The sequence below is a fragment of the Kamptonema animale CS-326 genome (assembly GCF_028330895.1).
Taxonomy (GTDB): Bacteria; Cyanobacteriota; Cyanobacteriia; order Cyanobacteriales; family Microcoleaceae; genus Kamptonema; species Kamptonema formosum.
Genome location: NZ_JAQMUA010000070.1, coordinates 1 through 16,992, shown reverse-complemented (window position 1 = coordinate 16,992; position 16,992 = coordinate 1). Strand labels below are relative to the sequence as shown.

Here is a 16,992-nt window from a genome sequence, read left to right as displayed (position 1 = left end):
AGCAGGGGAGCGGGGGAGCAGGGGAGCAGGGGAGCAGGGGAGCAGAGGAGCAGGGGAGCACGGGAGAGGAGGAGATCTTGAGCTCTTGAGTATGGGAACAGGGTAAGGCAATTAATGTTAACAGTTAATAACTAATAGTTAACAACTAATAGTTAACAACTGATAACAACTAACAGTTAACAATTAACAACTAACAGTTAACAGTTAACAGTTAACAGTTAACAGTTAACAATTAACAATTAACAAAATTTGGAGCGAATTATGCTGCCGGAGCAACAACAGAGGATTATGGGTTACTTTATTGAGGAGGCAAAAGACCACCTCAATACAATTGAACAAGGCTTGCTAAATTTGCAATCCACTATCGAAGACCAAGAACTTGTTAACGAAGTATTTAGAGCCGCTCACTCAGTCAAAGGTGGAGCGGCAATGTTGGGACTCAGCAGCATTCAACAAACAGCTCATCGCCTAGAAGACAGTTTTAAAATTCTGAAAGAATGCGAAGGCGTGAAGGTAGACCAGAAGCTAGAATCATATTTCCTGCGCGTTTTCGATACCATGAGCACGCTGATCGAGCAGTTGTCAGGGCCCTTTGGCCTGACGGAAGAAACGGCCGACCAAATGCTCAAAGAAGTAGAACCAGTATTTCAAGAACTCAATAACCACCTCGCCCACATCGTTAAACAAAGCGGCGGTGTGTGGGAAGCTACCGAATTGCACGAACCAGAGATAGTAATGGCAGGAGCAATAGGAGGGATAGCAGGCAGAAACTTGTCCGTTGTCGCCCCATTACCAAAAGCTCCTGTACAAGCAAAAGAAGAAAGTGCGCTGCAACTAATTTTTCGCTCAGATGTTACCGACCAACTGCGGCAAATGTTGCAAGTATTTAAGCGCCCCGAAGGTGCAGAAAGTCGGCAACAACTAGATAAAATCTGCCGCAATTTTAAGGCAGCAGGCGAACAATTTGAACTCCGTAACTGGGTGGAATTAATCGGCACAGTAGAAAGAGCGATCGCCAATCCTGAAAACACTTACCGCAACCTGGCACAAGTAGTCATCAGAGACATCAAACAAGCCCAAGAATTGGTAATTGTCGGTCGCGAAGCCGAAATCGCACCCGGTCAAAATCTGCTCGCCCTGCTACCACCAGAACCTGCTATCGAAGAAGAAAGAGATAGTGAATTAGAAGATTTGCTGGCATTCGCCGAAGATTACGGACAAGGAGAAAACACAGAAGAAACTCTTTGGGATTTAGCAGGCGTAGAATTCAACGAACAAGAAGAAGATGACTTATTAGCAGAATTAGCAGAGCAATCTGACGCTACTACCGACTCCGAAATGGATCTCGACGAAATATTTAATAAGGTAGAAACCAACACAAACTCAGGATTTGAATGGGGAGATACTAACAGTAACCATCAGGAAACTATGCTTCAGTTTGACGATGGGACAGCCTTCGGAGCGACAGAGCAGGAGGCACTTTCCTTTAAAGGAGCTAGTAGAACTGGCCCAGAAGTAGGGATAGCAGAACTTAACACCTTAGCGGATTTGTTTGAGGGGGAAACGCCAGACCTCGATGGTGCTTGGGAAGAAGAGGACGATCTTCCCGAAATGACCTCTGGAACAGCTATTGGCTTACCCGCCTCAGACGATGATAATTCTGGTGATTTTACAGACTTGCTATTCGATGCAGAGGAAGATGAACGCAAGGAAGTAACTAGACAGATGCCACCAACAGATGACCTTACCAGCTTATTTGGTGGGGACTTCATGTTAGGAGAAGGGGAAGAGGAAGCAGAGATGGCATTAGGAGCAAATGAATTATTGGCTCCCAGTGCTAATAATTCGAGCCGTAAAGCTAATGGCCTATCTGAGGAAAAATCTGGTGAATTAGGTAATTTGTTCGACGAGATTAACGATACTGAACTCGACGACTTAGCATTACCTTCTGACTGGGAAGAAGAAGGGGAATGGGGAAGCGAAGGAGCTTTTGAACAGGAGATGAATGGAGGCCTCGAACAGGAGAGCGAGGGCGCTTTTGAGCAGGAGAGCAATCTTGAATTCTCAATAGATGACGATGATTTGACAGAGCTGTTGGCGATCGCTCCAGTCAACGATACTGATAACGGTCAAGAACTTGAAGCTGGATTGAGCAACGAGCAACAAACCGAAGTTGCCGCGATCGACATGATACCGAGCTTGGATGAGGAGGGCGAAGAGAGCAATTGGTTTACAGACTCTCTCGACCAAGAAGAGGCAGAAACTACTTCACCAGAACTGGGGCTGGAAAATGCAGATTTAGATGCTCTATTTGGGGATATGGAAAACTTGAGTGAGGAAAGCGAAGAAGAAGAAATCGCTCCTGTACCCCTGGCAGCAGCGGAGTCCCAAGATACTGATTTCGATGAACTGTTTGGTTCAGATTCCGACCTTGACAATAATGACCTAGAAAATGACCTAGAAAATGACCTAGAAGCAGTTGCTAATGTAGAAAATTGGCTCGATTTAGAGGATGCCAACGATAACGATTTAGAATTACCCAGTTTAGATATGTCTGGGGAAAATGCCGACCTCTCTGATTGGGAAGGATTTGGGGAAGGAGAAGAAATTGCCAGCGCTCTATCTACAAATTCCGATCGCAAAACTGAAGATAGTAGTGAAATGGAATTGCTAGACGAGTTGCTGGAAGCAGAAGGTGATTTGGATCTAGAAATGGAAACTGATGCAGCAGAATTATCAGGGGTCGAGGATATTGATGAAATGCCAGTTGCACCCGATAACTGGTTAGAAACTGAAATGGATTTGTTGGGGGAATTAGAAATTTCTGAGTCGGCGGATACCTCGATCGCAGTAGCAGAAAACCCCGCCGAGGAAGGCAGCTTAGACGACTTGCTAGACTCGAAAGATGCCGAGGTCTGGATGAACTCAGAAGCGGCCCAGATGCCAGAGTTGACAAGTCATTTAACTGCAAATGAGACAGAGAGCGAGTTCTTAGCATCCGATAGTGCGGAAGACTTTGCTGATTTAGAAGCGATGTTGAGTGAGGCGAGTGAGAGCAATGGCGATCGCCATGATACCGCGTTGGAATCAGATGTTTTCTCCGATTTGGAAGACTTGCTGATAGATTCAGAAGATCGAGCCCCAGAACCACAAGTTGCATCAATTGCCAGCAACATATCTGTCCCTGTGGAATTAGAGGACAGCACTGATGACGAATTTGGGGACTTGGGTATATTGCTCGATCAAATTAAAGGTCAGGCTGGCTCTGGTCGCGAAACATTGATGGGACAGGCTAGCCGCAATGCTCGACCTAACCGCCGTTCCTTCGAGCAGACGATGCGGGTTCCAGTCAAGCAATTAGATAACCTCAGTAACCTGATGGGGGAACTGGTGGTTAACCGCAACAGTTTGGAGCAGGATCAAGAGCGGATGCGGCAGTTCTTAGACAATTTGCTGCATCAAGTATCCCTGCTGTCCGATGTGGGGGCGCGGATGCAAGACCTCTATGAGCGATCGCTCCTAGAAATTTCCCTGTTGGCGACGCGCCAAGCTCATCGCAATACTTGGCAGCCAGAGGCTCAGGGTAACGATCAGCACAGCAGTAGCAGCAGCAACCGTTTCGGTTTCTCAGATATAGAATTAGACCGCTTTACTCCTTTCCATAGCCAGTCTCAAGAGATTATTGAGCTCATCGTCCGCGTCCGGGAGTCGGCGGCTGACATTGAATTTTTGGTGGATGAGGCGGATCAGGTGACTCGCCAATTGCGGCAAGTTACGACTCAGTTGCAAGAAGGCTTAACTCGCGCGCGGATGATGCCTTTTGCTCAAACCGCAGACAGGCTACCCCGTGCGGTGCGAGATATTTCGATTAAGTGCGGTAAGCAGGCGCAGTTAGTGGTTGAGGGCAAAGATACTTTAATCGACAAGATGATTCTGGAGCAGTTATATGACCCCATGACTCACTTGGTGAATAATGCCATTACTCACGGGATTGAAACTCCCGATGTGCGACAGGCCGCTGGTAAGCCCGCAGTAGGTAAGATTACGATTCGGGTGTTCCATCAAGGGAACCAGACGGTGATTTCGATTTCTGACGATGGGGCCGGGATCGATCCGCAAAAGGTGAAGGCAAAGGCGCTCAAGCAAGGGTTAATTACTGCGGCGGGGGCGCAAAAAATGTCTCGCGCTGATGTTTACGATTTGCTGTTTATGCCGGGATTTAGTACCCAGGAACAGGCGACGGAATTTGCCGGACGCGGTGTGGGGATGGATGTGGTGCGGACTAGCTTGAGCGAAATTCGAGGCAGTATTAGTATTGACTCGACTGTTGGTAAGGGGACAGTGTTTACGATTCGCTTACCGCTGACTTTGAGTATTTCTAAGGCGCTTTGCTGTATTAGCGATCGCGCTCGGATTGCTTTCCCGATGGATGGGGTGGAGGATATGATCGATGTCCCCCGCGAACAGGTGCAGGTAGCGGCAGATGGTCAGCATAGTATTGAATGGCGGGGTTCGATGTTACCTTTCCGCCATTTGCGGGAGTTGTTGGGTTACAACCGCTATTTAGGCCGGGGTAGCGTTTACGGGTTTAATGCTGACGATGACATGATTTCGGTGATTGTACTGCGAACGGCCGGGATTTTCTTGGCGGTGCAGGTTGACCAGGTTTCCACTGAGCAGGAGATTGTAATTAAACAATTGGAAGGGCCGGTACCGAAGCCTGTGGGAATTGCCGGGGCGACGGTGTTGGGGGATGGTCGAATTGTGGCGATCGCAGATGTTTTAGAATTAATCGATTTAGCTACGGGACGACTCAGCAAGGAGAATAACGTAGTGTTCTGGGATGACAGTAATTCACCACCTGTCGAGGCTCCGCCTGATAAGAATGAGCCAACTGTGCTAATTGTGGATGATTCGATTACCGTGCGATCGCTGCTTTCGATTACTTTTGAGAAGTCTGGATACCGAGTTGAAGAGGCTCGCGATGGTAAAGAAGCTTGGGAAAAACTGAAGTCTGGTTTGCCTTGTGATATCGTATTCTGCGATATTGAAATGCCTCGGATGGATGGTTTGGAGTTGTTATCCCGAATGCAAAAGGATTCGACTTTATCTGAGTTGCCGATCGCGATGTTAACGAGTCGTGGGGCGGATAGACACCGCCAAATGGCTTACAGTTTGGGTGCGAGAGGCTATTTCACTAAGCCTTATTTAGAGGAGCATTTGCTTGATGCTGCTTCTAGAATGCTTAAGGGTGAAGTGGTTGGGGCTCCTGCTGCTGCTGGCGCTTAATTATCTTGGTAATTGGTAATTGGTAATTGGTAATTGGTAATTGGTAATTGGTAATTGGTAATTGGTAATTGCTAATTGCTAATTGCTAATTGCTAATTCAGGACTTACGCAAACAGGAGTTATGCTCATAAACCGGGTTTCTCTGAAAAATTGAAGATTATCAACTAGAATTCTAGGTCGAAACCCGGTTTCTGGCCTCGACGGCTTGCTTTTAGAAGCGACTATAACCTGATAATATATAAGACTATAGTTTTATACAAGAAATTATGACTTCTACTATTGAACAGCTTAAAGCAAAATTTGACAAAGCACTGATCGCAGCATTTGGTGAAGATGTGGCGGGTACAGATCCGATGCTGGTATTGGCGAGTAATCCCAAGTTTGGCGATTATCAGTGTAATGCGGCGATGTCGCTGACGAAGAAGTTGGGGAAACCACCACGCGCGATCGCATCGGCAATTATTGAAAATCTGGATGTGGCGGATATGTGCGAAACTCCGACGATCGCTGGGCCTGGTTTTATCAATTTAACGCTGAAATCGGGGTATTTGGAAGGGGAAGTGAATGCGATCGCGAACAATCCGCGATTGGGAATTGCGCCGACAAAAACGCCGCAGCGGGTGGCGATCGATTTTTCTAGTCCGAATATTGCCAAAGAAATGCACGTCGGACATTTGCGATCGACAATTATTGGAGATTGTCTAGCGCGGATTTTAGAATTTCAAGGTCACGATGTTTTACGCTTAAATCATGTCGGCGATTGGGGGACGCAATTCGGAATGTTAATCGCCTATTTGCGGGAAGTTTACCCAGAGGCGTTGACAACTGCTGATGCTTTGGATTTAGGGGATTTAGTTGATTTTTATCGCAAAGCTAAAAAGCGGTTTGATGAGGATGAAACCTTTAAAGAAACAGCCAGACAAGAGGTTGTCCGCTTACAAGCAGGTGCAGAAGATACTCGCCGCGCTTGGAATTTGCTATGCGAACAATCCCGTCGGGAGTTTCAAGTTATCTACGATTTACTGGATATTAAATTAACTGAACGCGGCGAATCTTTTTATAATCCGCTGTTACCTGGTGTCGTCGAAGACTTGACGAATTTGGGTTTATTGGTGGAAGATAACGGCGCTAAGTGCGTGTTTGTGGAAGGTTTTACTAATAAAGAAGGTGAACCTTTACCGTTAATTGTCCAGAAGTCAGACGGCGGTTTTAACTATGCGACAACCGATTTAGCCGCGCTGCGCTATCGGATTGAGAAAGATGGTGCAAATCGGTTAATTTATGTTACGGATTCTGGACAAGCTAACCATTTTGCCCAATTTTTTCAAGTAGCGAGAAAGGCAGGTTGGATTCCTGACAATATCGAGATTGTTCACGTTCCCTTTGGGTTGGTGTTGGGAGAAGATGGGAAGAAATCGAAAACTCGTTCCGGGGAGACAGTGCGGTTGCGGGATTTGTTGGATGAGGCTATAGTGCGATCGCGTGCCGATTTGGAAAAGCGGTTACAGGAAGAAAAGCGAGAGGAAACTGAGGAGTTTATTGCTAATGTTGCCAAGGTAATTGGTTTAAGTGCGGTGAAGTATGCAGATTTGAGCCAAAATCGCACGAGCAATTATACTTTTAGTTACGATAAGATGCTGGATCTTAAAGGTAATACGGCTCCTTATTTGCTGTATGCTTATGTGCGAGTTAAGGGGATTGGAAGAAAAGGGGAAATTGATTTTGATAATTTAGGTGTGGATGCGAAAGTAATTTTAAAGGAAGATGCGGAGTTAGTTTTGGCTAAGCATTTATTACAATTAAGTGACGTTGTGGGTGCTGTTGAAGGGGATTTGTTACCTAATAGAATTTGTCAATATTTGTTTGAGTTGAGTCAGAAGTTTAATCAGTTTTTTGAGCAATGTCCGGTGTTGAAATCTGAGGAACCTTTAAGGACTTCGCGGTTAGTTTTGTGCGATTTGACGGCCAGGACTTTGAAGTTGGGGTTGGGTTTGTTGGGGATTGGAGTGTTGGAGAGGATGTGATATTTGAAGTAGGTTCACTCTGCATCAATTCCATCCCATAGTTCAGATACGGGCCGTGTCTTTCCTGTTTTTATTTCTTGCCATGCTTGGCGAAAGCTTTCTTCTGGAGAGGGGATTGGTTCGCTGTCAGAAATCTCTGCATCAATTCCCTCCCAGAGTTCAGAAAGTGGTATTGTTTGTCCTGTCATTGCTTCGTACCATCCTTGACGGAAACATTTTTCTGCTGACTTCAGTGGTTCGCTATCAGAAATAACGGTCACGCGAACCCGATGACCTGCTAATTCTGAAGTATGGGTAAGAATTTCTTCCCATGTTCCCTCTAATTGGAGTATTTTTGATGTCATTGTATTTGCTACTTTAAGTTTTATTGGGTTGAGTTTATTATAGCGTGTGAAGGATATTTGGGAAATGACCCGCAAAGGCGCAGAGGAAGAGTGGAGAGATGGGATTACCTTTCCTGTCAAATTTCAGGCTAAGGGGGATATTTTTCGATGTTGCTAAAGAGAGTATGTTATACTTTTGGCTGTAAGATATTGAAATTAAAACTAGATAGCCGTAATGTCTGAACACATTAAACCGATTCAAAAAATTATATTTGGTAGCCCAGGGACGGGAAAAAGCTACCAGATTCGGGAAATTGCTAAAGATAAATTAAAAATTCCTTTCGATGAAACAACTAAAATGCTCAGTAACACTGTTAAGACAGTGTTTCATCCAGAATATACCTATGCTGACTTTATGGGGAAACTGTTGCCACTCACCCAAGGTAACTCGATTATTTATAAGTTTTATCCAGGGCATTTTCTTCGCATTTTGGGAATGGCATATCGAGGGTTAATTGAGGGAAAAAATGACCATTACCTGCTGGTGATTGATGAATTAAATCGAGGTAATGCTGCTGCTATTTTTGGAACTGTATTTCAGTTACTAGATCGCGAAAGTGATGGCTGGTCGAGTTATGAAGTGGATATTTCAGATATGGAGTTAGTTAGCTTACTGGAAGCAATGAACCTAAAGCCAAGTATTAGAAATGATGGAGTAATTTGCATAGAAGAAGACGAATCTACTACAAAAACTTGTGAAAAATATTGTCAAGAAAAAAAAGATAACTTGGCAACAGATGATTATTCTGGTAGTAGAGTATTTAGCCTTCTACAACAACGGCGAATTAATATTCCCCGTAATTTGTCAATTATCGCGACAATTAATACTTCAGATGAATCAATTTACTACCTTGATAGTGCATTTAAGCGCCGGTGGGACTGGGAATATGTTAAGGCTCCAGTAGGAAATTTTGACAACAAATCTATTCCTGAAGAACTGCAAGATGTGAAGCTAATAATTAATGGGAAGGAAGAAGGAGAGTGGTCATATTATATTGTTGGAATAAATCAATTAATTATTAAACTAAGTAATAAAGGAATTCGGCGGATTGAAGATAAACAAATTGGTTGGTGGTTCATTAAACCAGAAGACGGTAAAGTGGATCTCGATCAAGTAAAAGATAAATTAATGTTTTATCTTTGGGATAGTGTATTTGCAAGAGATAAAAAACCGTTAGAGGATGAGTTGTCGATTTTAACAAATAAGCAGATAAAATTAACATCCTATTTAGACTTTCTCGATTTAATGGAAGAATTTATGACAACAGTGTATCAACTCGGTTATCGTTTGTTCATACCATTTGGATAATTAATGTTGATCTCAGCTACTTACTAACATTTTAGTATCGTAAGTAACAAAGAATCAAAGAGCATTTTTAGGAGTAGCCAATTATGATTAACTTCAATTTGTTAAAGTTAAAAGTTCACGCTCGTTACTCGTTTGTTGGCATTCAAAAGCAAGATGACGAATTGTACTTCTATCTACCTAGAGGATTTGATGATCGACTCTCTGATCTTGACACATTTGTAGGTAAACGAGATTTATTTTTCCTACTATACAAAATTCTCGGCACTTTTAAACAAATCTGTATTGAGAAGGGTTATATAGATAATATTGGTGAGTTTGGTACACAGGATCGTGATGGTATAATTAATAGTCAGCGGGGTTCTGAAATTCAAGAGGATGAAGAGGAATCAGAAAATATATTTTACTCGAAGCTAGACATTATTACTCACTTTTTAGAGGCTTATGACGAACCTAAAATTTTAGCCCTGGCTTATAGATTGGGCAGAAGTAATAAGTTGGATGTCAGTCAGATTCATCGTTACTTACACCAAGCTGTATATTTACCTAATCATGCAGCTTATGTCGATGAAATGCCGCTTCCGCGACGAGTAATGCAGTTTGAATCTACTGATATTGTCACCATGTATTGCTATCTTTTTTGCGAGATTAAGCAGCAACTTGGAGAAGCGGTAAATGCTGAAATTACAGCACTAGCTGAGCGATTTCGTCAGCACCATTTCGGAAATCAAGACAGTCTTTTTGATGAACAAAGCTATGAGCAGGTTTTAGATATACTCAAGGATGCCTTAGAAATAATTGATCATAATACACCGATCAAAGATGTTGATTATTGGCAATATTACGAAATAATTAAGTTATTTCTTTATGGCAATTGGCATCAAGCCGAAAATGGTGAAATTTGGGGCATTAAAAATTTTCATAGTGTCTGGGAGTCGATGTGTTTGACTTATCTAGTACAAAGAACCGATCCCTCATTGCTACTTTACTTGGATGATTGCTATCTAAGTTCTCGAACAGTGGAAAGAGCAAAATCGTCTGCTAAGCTTATTGACTTATCAAAGGCTTTCAATATAAATGGTTATTCACTTAATCCCGATGCGATTTTATTTGAATCAATTATTAATAAAATTAAGGGTGAGAAGACTTATAAAGTGTCTGCTCATAATTGGGATGATCTTCTCTATCAGACCTGTATTAATAATTGGTGTACAAAAGTTGGTTATATTGATCAAGAAAAGAGTAATCATACAATCAAAAAGTTAGAGGAATCATATAAAAGTGATAATTCAGGGAATGTGATTATTAATAAGCCATTACCCGAAAATTTTTACTCTTTTTGGGAAATTTCTTTTCCGCTTGATTCAGAATCTCTCCATAAGATGTATTACTTCAATCATTTCTTTTATTTGGCCATAAAAAAACAGATTATGGACTGGGAAAGATTTAATAAAGAAATTTTGAAATCATTAGGTATAAATTTGATGATGGGAAAAGGAACATTCAAACGGCAAAATAATGTTTTTCACGATTCACTTTTTAGAGAGCGCAAGCTTGAAGATATAAAAACACAATTTAATGACTTTATTCAAGAATTACTATCTCAGATCGCTCAAGATTTTTTTGAAATAATCGACATCAAATACTTAGACACTAAATATTTCCGCGATCCCAACAAAATTGAGGAAATTAAACGCAGAAGCGTCCGTAAGCAGTTTGTCTATGAACACTTGCTTCAAAAGACTTTAGAGAAGAGAAACGATCAATACAGTGATTTAAGTATTCGGAGTACCTTTTGGCTCCCTAGCTACCGACCTGATGATTCGGAATTGTTACAAGATGACTTGACTTTTATGGATGGCTACATTAAATTAAAAAAAGTTAATTTTAAGTTATTGGCTGAAACCTATTTCGCTTAAATCCTTTCAGTTACTCTACAGCTTAAGTAAAATTAAAGAAAGCGCGATCGCCTCTTTCCACTAAATAGCGATCGCACTCTCTAATCCTATTCACGCCGCAGACACTTCCTCTGGCAAAACATAGAAATCTACATCAATTTCCGCATTCAATTGATGCGCCATCTCGACAAGATATTTATCAAAATGAATCGCCGGAACACTCCCACTCCGATAATAAATTACACAAGAAATCTCCGCATCATAACGCTTACACAACTCTACTAAAGGCAGCCATCCTGGTTGAAGTTGTTCCAAAACTGATTTTATGTAATCTTCTAAATAAATCGACTTTTCTACTTGCGAATACACGCTCCAACCATTCTGCTTGTGTCGTCTAGTACCCCGTGAAGTAATTAAGTCACCACTTCTCCAAATTTCAGTAGGTTTTATGCCTAATTTGGTGGTAATTTCGTCTGGGTCAAACTCCATTCCTATCAACTGGAAATAGGCGTAAATTTCTGATTCCATCTGAATGCTCCTTTTGAAACTTACTAGAAATCATTAATGTTCAAACCTGTTGATTCACCGGCCCCAATACCACCTTTGGGTTTAATATAGATATTACCCTCCGTGTCTTTGTAAAGGTCTTTGTTTGCAGTATTGCGCTTACCTTTTATTTTATGGATATTTTCTCCTCCTCTCTGTAGTCTATCAATATCATCACCAGTTAGTAGCTTATCCTGTCTCCAGTTTCGCTCCTCTTCACCATTATCTGAATTTGTTTGAACCATACCTCACACTCTCAAAAAATAAGAGTTGAGATTAATTACAAAATCTCAACCCTCATCGTATCTTACCCAAATAATCGCTGCTGTCCATCCGCCACAACTTGACCCGGATAAATCTCGCGAGTGCCCTTGGGAATATAAATCCAGCCAAACTCCTGCAAGCGATTAGTCAAGTTAGAAATACTGACTCCCAACTCATCTCTAATTTTATATAAATGCGACCACTTCGTTAAATCTTTTCCCTCCCTTTTCTGTTCTAAAATATGCCGAGGCATCAACAAACAACCTGCAAAATATTGTGCTTGCCATTCAATTGATGCTATCTTTGTATCAGCACTCGAACCCCGACAGACAAATGGTTCTTCTGAATCAGAGGCAATTTTTCCCAAATCACCTAAATCTAATTCCAACTGTTTAACAGTACCATCCGCCTCATCGTGATTGATGTGCAGCACCCAATGACCGATCTCGTGCGCGATCGTTGATTCAATGAACCCAGCAGGCAAATCGAGAATGTTTTCATTGATCTCAATTTGCCGCAGCCAGGGGAGAATCCTCGCCGCGATCGCACCTTCTGAATCCGGCGGGATGCAGTCCCAAACTACTCCCAAATCCAGAAAATCAGCCACCATTGACGCTTCAAACGGCCATCTCGGCGCGAAATTTGACGTTTGCTGCATCCGCATCAAAATGTCGTTTGCTTGACGCTCAATAGTTTCTTTGGGATAAAAGCGATACGGCTTAAAGATACTCACTTTGTTGCCCTCTCTCACTTAATGCACAGACTTTTTAATCCAACTGGGATCGTCTTGCATCCGGCGAAAAAGTGCTTGCATTTCCTTCGGATTCTGTCTCAGCAAGGCTTCGTACTGCTGAGGCAATCTTCCCGCCAGAAAAATCAACTCCTCTTGATCCAGATCCAAATTCCGCGCTAACGCTCTAATTACCTCCTCTTTGGGCGGATAATCAGCGCGATCGTTCTCCAGTTTAGATAAGTAAGTAAAGTCCACACTAAGTAGACCAGCTAGCTCACGTTGTGAGTAAGATTTATCCTTCCGAGCTTGGCGAATTAGCCTTCCAAAAGTTTGTTCCACGTTTTTTTCCCTCCCGATCGCTATTGTAGGCTTTTTTGAATAAAAGTTCAACAAAAAGCTTGACGATAAAATCAACTCGCGCTAAGATGGGTTTAGTTGATGAGAAAGTCAACGAAAACACGGTACTGATAGCGTTACGCACTAAAAACAACCAGTTAACACGCTATAGATAGCGTGTCTTGCCGAGGAGTGAATGCGATCGCCCAGCGTAACCGCTGGTACACAAACAAGGAGGAACTGCCATGTTGAGAACTTGGACAGACACGCACTACAAGCTCGAAGACGACGACTGGCTCTATATCGCCACCCACGAAGAACAAAATTCGGCCTCCCTGGTTTGTCCCGGCTACGCGCGGGATGGCGAAGGTTTTAGTATCCACTTTACGCCAGCGCACGTAGAAATCTTAGAGCATTTAGTTGGTGCTTTAAGGATTATTAAAGCGCAGCAGGAAGCGATGCTTGAATACAGATATCCAGAGCCTAAAACGACAAGCCACTTAATTCGCTAATGGTTAATGGCTAATAGCTATTAGGGTTGTAAATCAACAGAAAATAAAGGAAGAAAAACAAATGACTAAGACACAAGAAAGACCGACAATTTCTGTTTTTGGCGCTAAACCTAATGACGCAATCTTAGTTCCAGAAATGCCAATCGCAGTCCGTAATAACTGCCAGTCAGGACAGTGGACAATTGGCGACAAAGACTGCGGATCGAAGTCTTCAATGACCATTCTCAAATTTAGCAAATTTTTCGGTTCCCTCGGCCAAACTCAGAATACTTTATGGGGGCAATTATGGTTTGTTGCTGAATCCGGGGAATTGCCGCACGGAGTTGTGATGGTGACATACATTAAAGGTCGCAGCCTGAATGATTTTAACTGCTTAGTTGCCTCAGTTCAAGCGCGAGGTGTAGAGCCGGCAACTGGTCTTTTTGTACCAGAATTTGTTAAACATTCCGGTCAGAAACCCGATGATAATGGTGTAGTAAAACCAATCAATTACTATAGCTTAAAATGGTCGTGGCTTGAACGTTCTGACTGGTCAGTTATTGACCAAGCAGCAGCAGTTTTATCCGATCAAAACAACTTGTCACGCATGATCGATTTAGAAAGCACAAAGTCTATGGTGTGCTTGGACAACCTACCACCCCATGAAATTGCTTGCTTGATGGCCGCTCATACTAATAGTCGCGACGAGACTCTTGCCTTAAATTCTAACGGCGGTATCGCCTTACCACCAGCAGCAGAAAAAGCAACGGCTGACGTATTCTAATCGGATTGTAGAGGCGCGAACAATTGCGCCTCTACACTAATTTCAGGATGTATCAAGACAAGAGGGTAAAATGAAAAAGATTGCAAATTTGACTAAATCAGACGTGCGCGAAACCAGTTTGAGAAGCAATTTAGACCTAACAAAAGAGATTCGCGCTGATGCTACAAACGATCTCGAAAGTCTGACGGAAGATTTTAAACACATGACTTTAGTAGTCGAGTCTGTGCAGCGAAATTACAAAGCACTTTTGGCACAAAATCAACAACTAAAAGACACTCTTTTAGCCTTAGTTGAAGAGTGCTATTGTTGGCAAGGTAATCGGTGCGAACGCTGCGAGCGAATTCTTAAAGTTTTAGCTGGTGACAAAGCTGAAGAAAAAATCGATCCAGTTGGAGAATACAAAGCAATTCTCAAGCAACTCCGCAAACTCGGATGATTGATGTGCCTTTCAACTTTAGCTATTGACGGCAGAGTTCGATCGGCGCATCATAGAAGTAGAAAAACTGTTCGCAAAGTACAACCATACAATCAGGAAAAGCAATATGACACTAGGAAATGTCAAAGACAGCAAAGCCAAGATTTTGCAATCATTTCAGCAAATTTTGACTGAAAAGAAAAAAATCGAATCCAAAGTTGCCACTAAAGAAGAGGAAGCAGAAAAGGCTAAAAACAAACAACTCCTAGAAGTTGCCGCCACTTATACAATTGATAGCATTGTCAAAGGTTTAGCTGACTTACAATTAGAATTTGGCAGCATCATCAACGGAGTAACGGACAAATTAGGTACAGAATCCTCCAAATTAGATGAACTTAAACGCGCCCTCGAAATTGAAACCCAACGCTTGCAAGAATTGCAGCAAATTCGCATCGTAGCAGATGCTCTTCATATCTTAACTCAAGAACACCAAGAGAAATTAGCATCGCTAGAACAAAACGCCGGAATTCAGCGAGAAAGTATTGAAAAAGACACCGCTGAAAAACGTAAAGCTTGGCAAAAAGAACAGCAGGAATTTGAGGCAATTATTGCAGAACAAACTGCATTACTTGCTAAAGAAAGGCAGCGAGAAACAGCAGATTATCAATACGAATTAGAGCGCACTCGCAAAGTCGAAACTGACGAATACGAAGAGTTTAAGCGCAAATTAGAACGAGAATTGCAAGCATCTACTCGTGAGAAAGAGAAGAAATGGGTAGAACGGGAAAAATATCTTGCTGACAATCAAGCCGAATTTGAAGAAAATCAAACTAAAGCCGCTGGCTTTGAAGAAGAACTGAAGCAAGCCTATATCAAAGCTAAGGAAGAAGCAATTCAAGAAGTCACCCGCGAAGCGAAAGTAAAAGCAGATTTGTTTGAGAAAGAATGGGAATCTACTAAGCAGGGTTCTGAATTGAAGGTGCAATCGCTACAGGAAACAATTGCACGACAAACTGAACAAATTGCCGACCTTTCCGCTCAATTACAAGCCACGATGAGACAAGCACAAGAATTAGCAATGAAAGCCTTTGCAACTAAGAGTTAATTGTTAGTTGTTAATTGTTAACTGTTAATTGTTAACTGTTAACTGTTAACAGTTGGTTGTTAGTTGTTAATTGTCATTGCGAGGAACGAAGCAAGCACGAAGCAATCTCAAACTTTTCCAAAACCCTTACAATGCGTAAGTCCTGATACATATTTTCCTGGTCATCTACTTACTGAGATATAACATTTCCCAAATATTAGGAGATAGACAACGATGGCAAAAAGCATCAATGACAAGAACACTAAAGCTGAAATCTTAGAAGCTTATAAAGAAGCTGCGAAAGAGAAAGCTGCTTTAGAGTTGCAACTCAAACAGCTTAATAAGGAAAAACCAGCAGTAATTCCTGTACAGCCAAACGTAGTCAAAGAAATTCCAAATTTAGAGGCAGTGAAACCCATGACTTTAACTCAAGTTCAACAACAAAAGTTGCAGTACACGATTGAAAGTTTGATGTTGCTGCAATCAGGTTTTGGGAGTGCTGTCAGCGAATTATCCGAAAAATTGACATCCGAAGCTTCTAAGCTTGAAGAACTCCGACGGACTGTAGCAGAGGAAATTCAACAACTGAAAGACTTGCACAGTTTAGAAGAAGTTGAAGATGAAACTTTGGATAATTTAATCCAACAATACGAACAAAGTTTCAAAGCCTTTGGAGAGGAATTAAGCGAACGGCGCGAAACTGTTGAACAGGAATTATTAGACAGGCGAAAAGCTTGGGAAAAGGAACAAGAGGAGTACAAACGAGCACTAAAAGAACGGAATGATAACCAACAAAAAGCTCATCAGCGAGATCGAGAATCCTATCATTATGAGTTGAATCTTGCGCGGAACTTGAATATTGAAGAATACGATTTAAATAAGAAGGCGCTCTATAAGCAAATGGAAGAATTTCAGCAAGCACAAGAGCAACAATGGGCTGAGCGTGAAAAGGCAATTGCCGACCGCGAAAAACTGTATGCTGAGGTTAAAGCCAAGGTTGAAACTTTCCCGAAAGAGTTGGAAGCAAATATCAAGAATGGTAAAGATAATGGTCGCAATATCGGCAATTATCAAGCCAAGATTAAGTCTGATTTGTATGCTAAGGAAGTGGAAGGGCAAAAACAATACTACGAGTTACAAGTTCAATCCTTATCTCAGACAATTCAAAATCAAGACACGCGAATTGCTAATCTATCAAAACAACTTGATTCTGCTCTGAAACAGGTACAAGATTTGGCGGTGAAAGCAATCGAAGGTTCATCGAATTTAAGTTCTTTCCAAGCTGTTAAGGAAATCGCTCTTGAGCAAGCGAAGACTCAGCAGAAAAATAAATAAAAAGATCTAATATCAAATCCAGGTTAGCCATCCCCTTTATTAGCAATAATTCGTCATTGCGAGCGAAGCGAAGCAATCGCTTAGTCTCTGCGATTGCTTCGCTT

At 42.1% G+C, this 16,992-nt stretch carries 14 protein-coding genes; 9 read left to right on the top strand and 5 right to left on the bottom strand.

Going from position 1 to position 16,992, the window contains the following annotated elements; translation table 11 throughout:
• Nucleotides 1-261: 261 nt before the first annotated feature.
• Together PN499_RS04275 and argS are read left to right on the top strand one after the other, a co-directional pair.
• Nucleotides 262-5,289 (top strand): hybrid sensor histidine kinase/response regulator, encoded by a 5,028-nt coding sequence (locus PN499_RS04275; RefSeq protein WP_272030437.1) that lies wholly within the window; start codon nt 262-264, stop codon nt 5,287-5,289.
• Nucleotides 5,290-5,555: 266 nt separating this feature from the next.
• On the top strand, nt 5,556-7,313 hold the full coding sequence (gene argS / locus PN499_RS04270; protein WP_272030436.1) for an arginine--tRNA ligase: 1,758 nt from the start codon (nt 5,556-5,558) through the stop codon (nt 7,311-7,313).
• Between the two features lie 14 nt (nt 7,314-7,327).
• Here the strand turns inward: argS and PN499_RS04265 are convergent, their stop codons facing one another.
• A complete protein-coding gene (locus tag PN499_RS04265) occupies nt 7,328-7,657 on the bottom strand; it encodes a hypothetical protein (RefSeq protein ID WP_272030435.1) in 330 nt (109 codons plus the stop codon).
• A 214-nt stretch (nt 7,658-7,871) separates the two neighbouring features.
• Between PN499_RS04265 and PN499_RS04260 the strand changes: the two genes are divergently transcribed.
• Together PN499_RS04260 and PN499_RS04255 are read left to right on the top strand one after the other, a co-directional pair.
• Entirely contained in the window at nt 7,872-9,005 is a 1,134-nt protein-coding gene (locus PN499_RS04260) for a restriction endonuclease (RefSeq protein WP_272030434.1), read from the top strand.
• 83 nt (nt 9,006-9,088) lie between these two features.
• Nucleotides 9,089-10,921: a hypothetical protein gene (locus PN499_RS04255; RefSeq protein ID WP_272030433.1), complete on the top strand. Its 1,833-nt coding sequence runs from the start codon at nt 9,089-9,091 to the stop codon at nt 10,919-10,921.
• A gap of 90 nt (nt 10,922-11,011) precedes the next feature.
• Here the strand turns inward: PN499_RS04255 and PN499_RS04250 are convergent, their stop codons facing one another.
• The 4 genes from PN499_RS04250 to PN499_RS04235 form a co-directional block, all read right to left on the bottom strand.
• A complete protein-coding gene (locus PN499_RS04250) occupies nt 11,012-11,428 on the bottom strand; it encodes a DUF4279 domain-containing protein (protein ID WP_272030432.1) in 417 nt (138 codons plus the stop codon).
• Nucleotides 11,429-11,451: 23 nt separating this feature from the next.
• On the bottom strand, nt 11,452-11,691 hold the full coding sequence (locus tag PN499_RS04245; RefSeq protein ID WP_272030431.1) for a polymorphic toxin type 33 domain-containing protein: 240 nt from the start codon (nt 11,689-11,691) through the stop codon (nt 11,452-11,454).
• Between the two features lie 62 nt (nt 11,692-11,753).
• Nucleotides 11,754-12,443: an ImmA/IrrE family metallo-endopeptidase gene (locus PN499_RS04240; protein ID WP_272030430.1), complete on the bottom strand. Its 690-nt coding sequence runs from the start codon at nt 12,441-12,443 to the stop codon at nt 11,754-11,756.
• An 18-nt stretch (nt 12,444-12,461) separates the two neighbouring features.
• Nucleotides 12,462-12,782, bottom strand: coding sequence for a helix-turn-helix domain-containing protein (locus tag PN499_RS04235; RefSeq protein ID WP_007356438.1), 321 nt, complete (start codon nt 12,780-12,782; stop codon nt 12,462-12,464).
• Nucleotides 12,783-13,024: 242 nt separating this feature from the next.
• Between PN499_RS04235 and PN499_RS04230 the strand changes: the two genes are divergently transcribed.
• The 5 genes from PN499_RS04230 to PN499_RS04210 all read left to right on the top strand — a co-directional run bounded on the left by PN499_RS04230 (nt 13,025) and on the right by PN499_RS04210 (nt 16,888).
• Nucleotides 13,025-13,291 (top strand): hypothetical protein, encoded by a 267-nt coding sequence (locus PN499_RS04230; RefSeq protein WP_272030428.1) that lies wholly within the window; start codon nt 13,025-13,027, stop codon nt 13,289-13,291.
• A 61-nt stretch (nt 13,292-13,352) separates the two neighbouring features.
• A complete protein-coding gene (locus PN499_RS04225) occupies nt 13,353-14,054 on the top strand; it encodes a hypothetical protein (RefSeq protein WP_272030427.1) in 702 nt (233 codons plus the stop codon).
• A gap of 70 nt (nt 14,055-14,124) precedes the next feature.
• Nucleotides 14,125-14,490: a hypothetical protein gene (locus PN499_RS04220; RefSeq protein ID WP_272030426.1), complete on the top strand. Its 366-nt coding sequence runs from the start codon at nt 14,125-14,127 to the stop codon at nt 14,488-14,490.
• Nucleotides 14,491-14,596: 106 nt separating this feature from the next.
• Nucleotides 14,597-15,574, top strand: a complete 978-nt coding sequence (locus PN499_RS04215) for a coiled-coil domain-containing protein (RefSeq protein WP_272030425.1) — start codon at nt 14,597-14,599, stop codon at nt 15,572-15,574.
• Between the two features lie 213 nt (nt 15,575-15,787).
• Complete coding sequence (locus PN499_RS04210) at nt 15,788-16,888, top strand: hypothetical protein (protein WP_272030424.1); 1,101 nt, start codon at nt 15,788-15,790, stop codon at nt 16,886-16,888.
• Nucleotides 16,889-16,992 lie beyond the last annotated feature (104 nt).

Bases quoted from the DNA above. Each gene is read 5' to 3' on its own strand.
- PN499_RS04275 (WP_272030437.1), top strand. From the start codon at position 262: ATGCTGCCGGAGCAACAACAGAGGATTATGGGTTACTTTATTGAGGAG.
- argS (WP_272030436.1), top strand. From the start codon at position 5,556: ATGACTTCTACTATTGAACAGCTTAAAGCAAAATTTGACAAAGCACTG.
- PN499_RS04265 (WP_272030435.1), bottom strand. From the start codon at position 7,657: ATGACATCAAAAATACTCCAATTAGAGGGAACATGGGAAGAAATTCTT.
- PN499_RS04260 (WP_272030434.1), top strand. From the start codon at position 7,872: ATGTCTGAACACATTAAACCGATTCAAAAAATTATATTTGGTAGCCCA.
- PN499_RS04255 (WP_272030433.1), top strand. From the start codon at position 9,089: ATGATTAACTTCAATTTGTTAAAGTTAAAAGTTCACGCTCGTTACTCG.
- PN499_RS04250 (WP_272030432.1), bottom strand. From the start codon at position 11,428: ATGGAATCAGAAATTTACGCCTATTTCCAGTTGATAGGAATGGAGTTT.
- PN499_RS04245 (WP_272030431.1), bottom strand. From the start codon at position 11,691: ATGGTTCAAACAAATTCAGATAATGGTGAAGAGGAGCGAAACTGGAGA.
- PN499_RS04230 (WP_272030428.1), top strand. From the start codon at position 13,025: ATGTTGAGAACTTGGACAGACACGCACTACAAGCTCGAAGACGACGAC.
- PN499_RS04225 (WP_272030427.1), top strand. From the start codon at position 13,353: ATGACTAAGACACAAGAAAGACCGACAATTTCTGTTTTTGGCGCTAAA.
- PN499_RS04220 (WP_272030426.1), top strand. From the start codon at position 14,125: ATGAAAAAGATTGCAAATTTGACTAAATCAGACGTGCGCGAAACCAGT.
- PN499_RS04215 (WP_272030425.1), top strand. From the start codon at position 14,597: ATGACACTAGGAAATGTCAAAGACAGCAAAGCCAAGATTTTGCAATCA.
- PN499_RS04210 (WP_272030424.1), top strand. From the start codon at position 15,788: ATGGCAAAAAGCATCAATGACAAGAACACTAAAGCTGAAATCTTAGAA.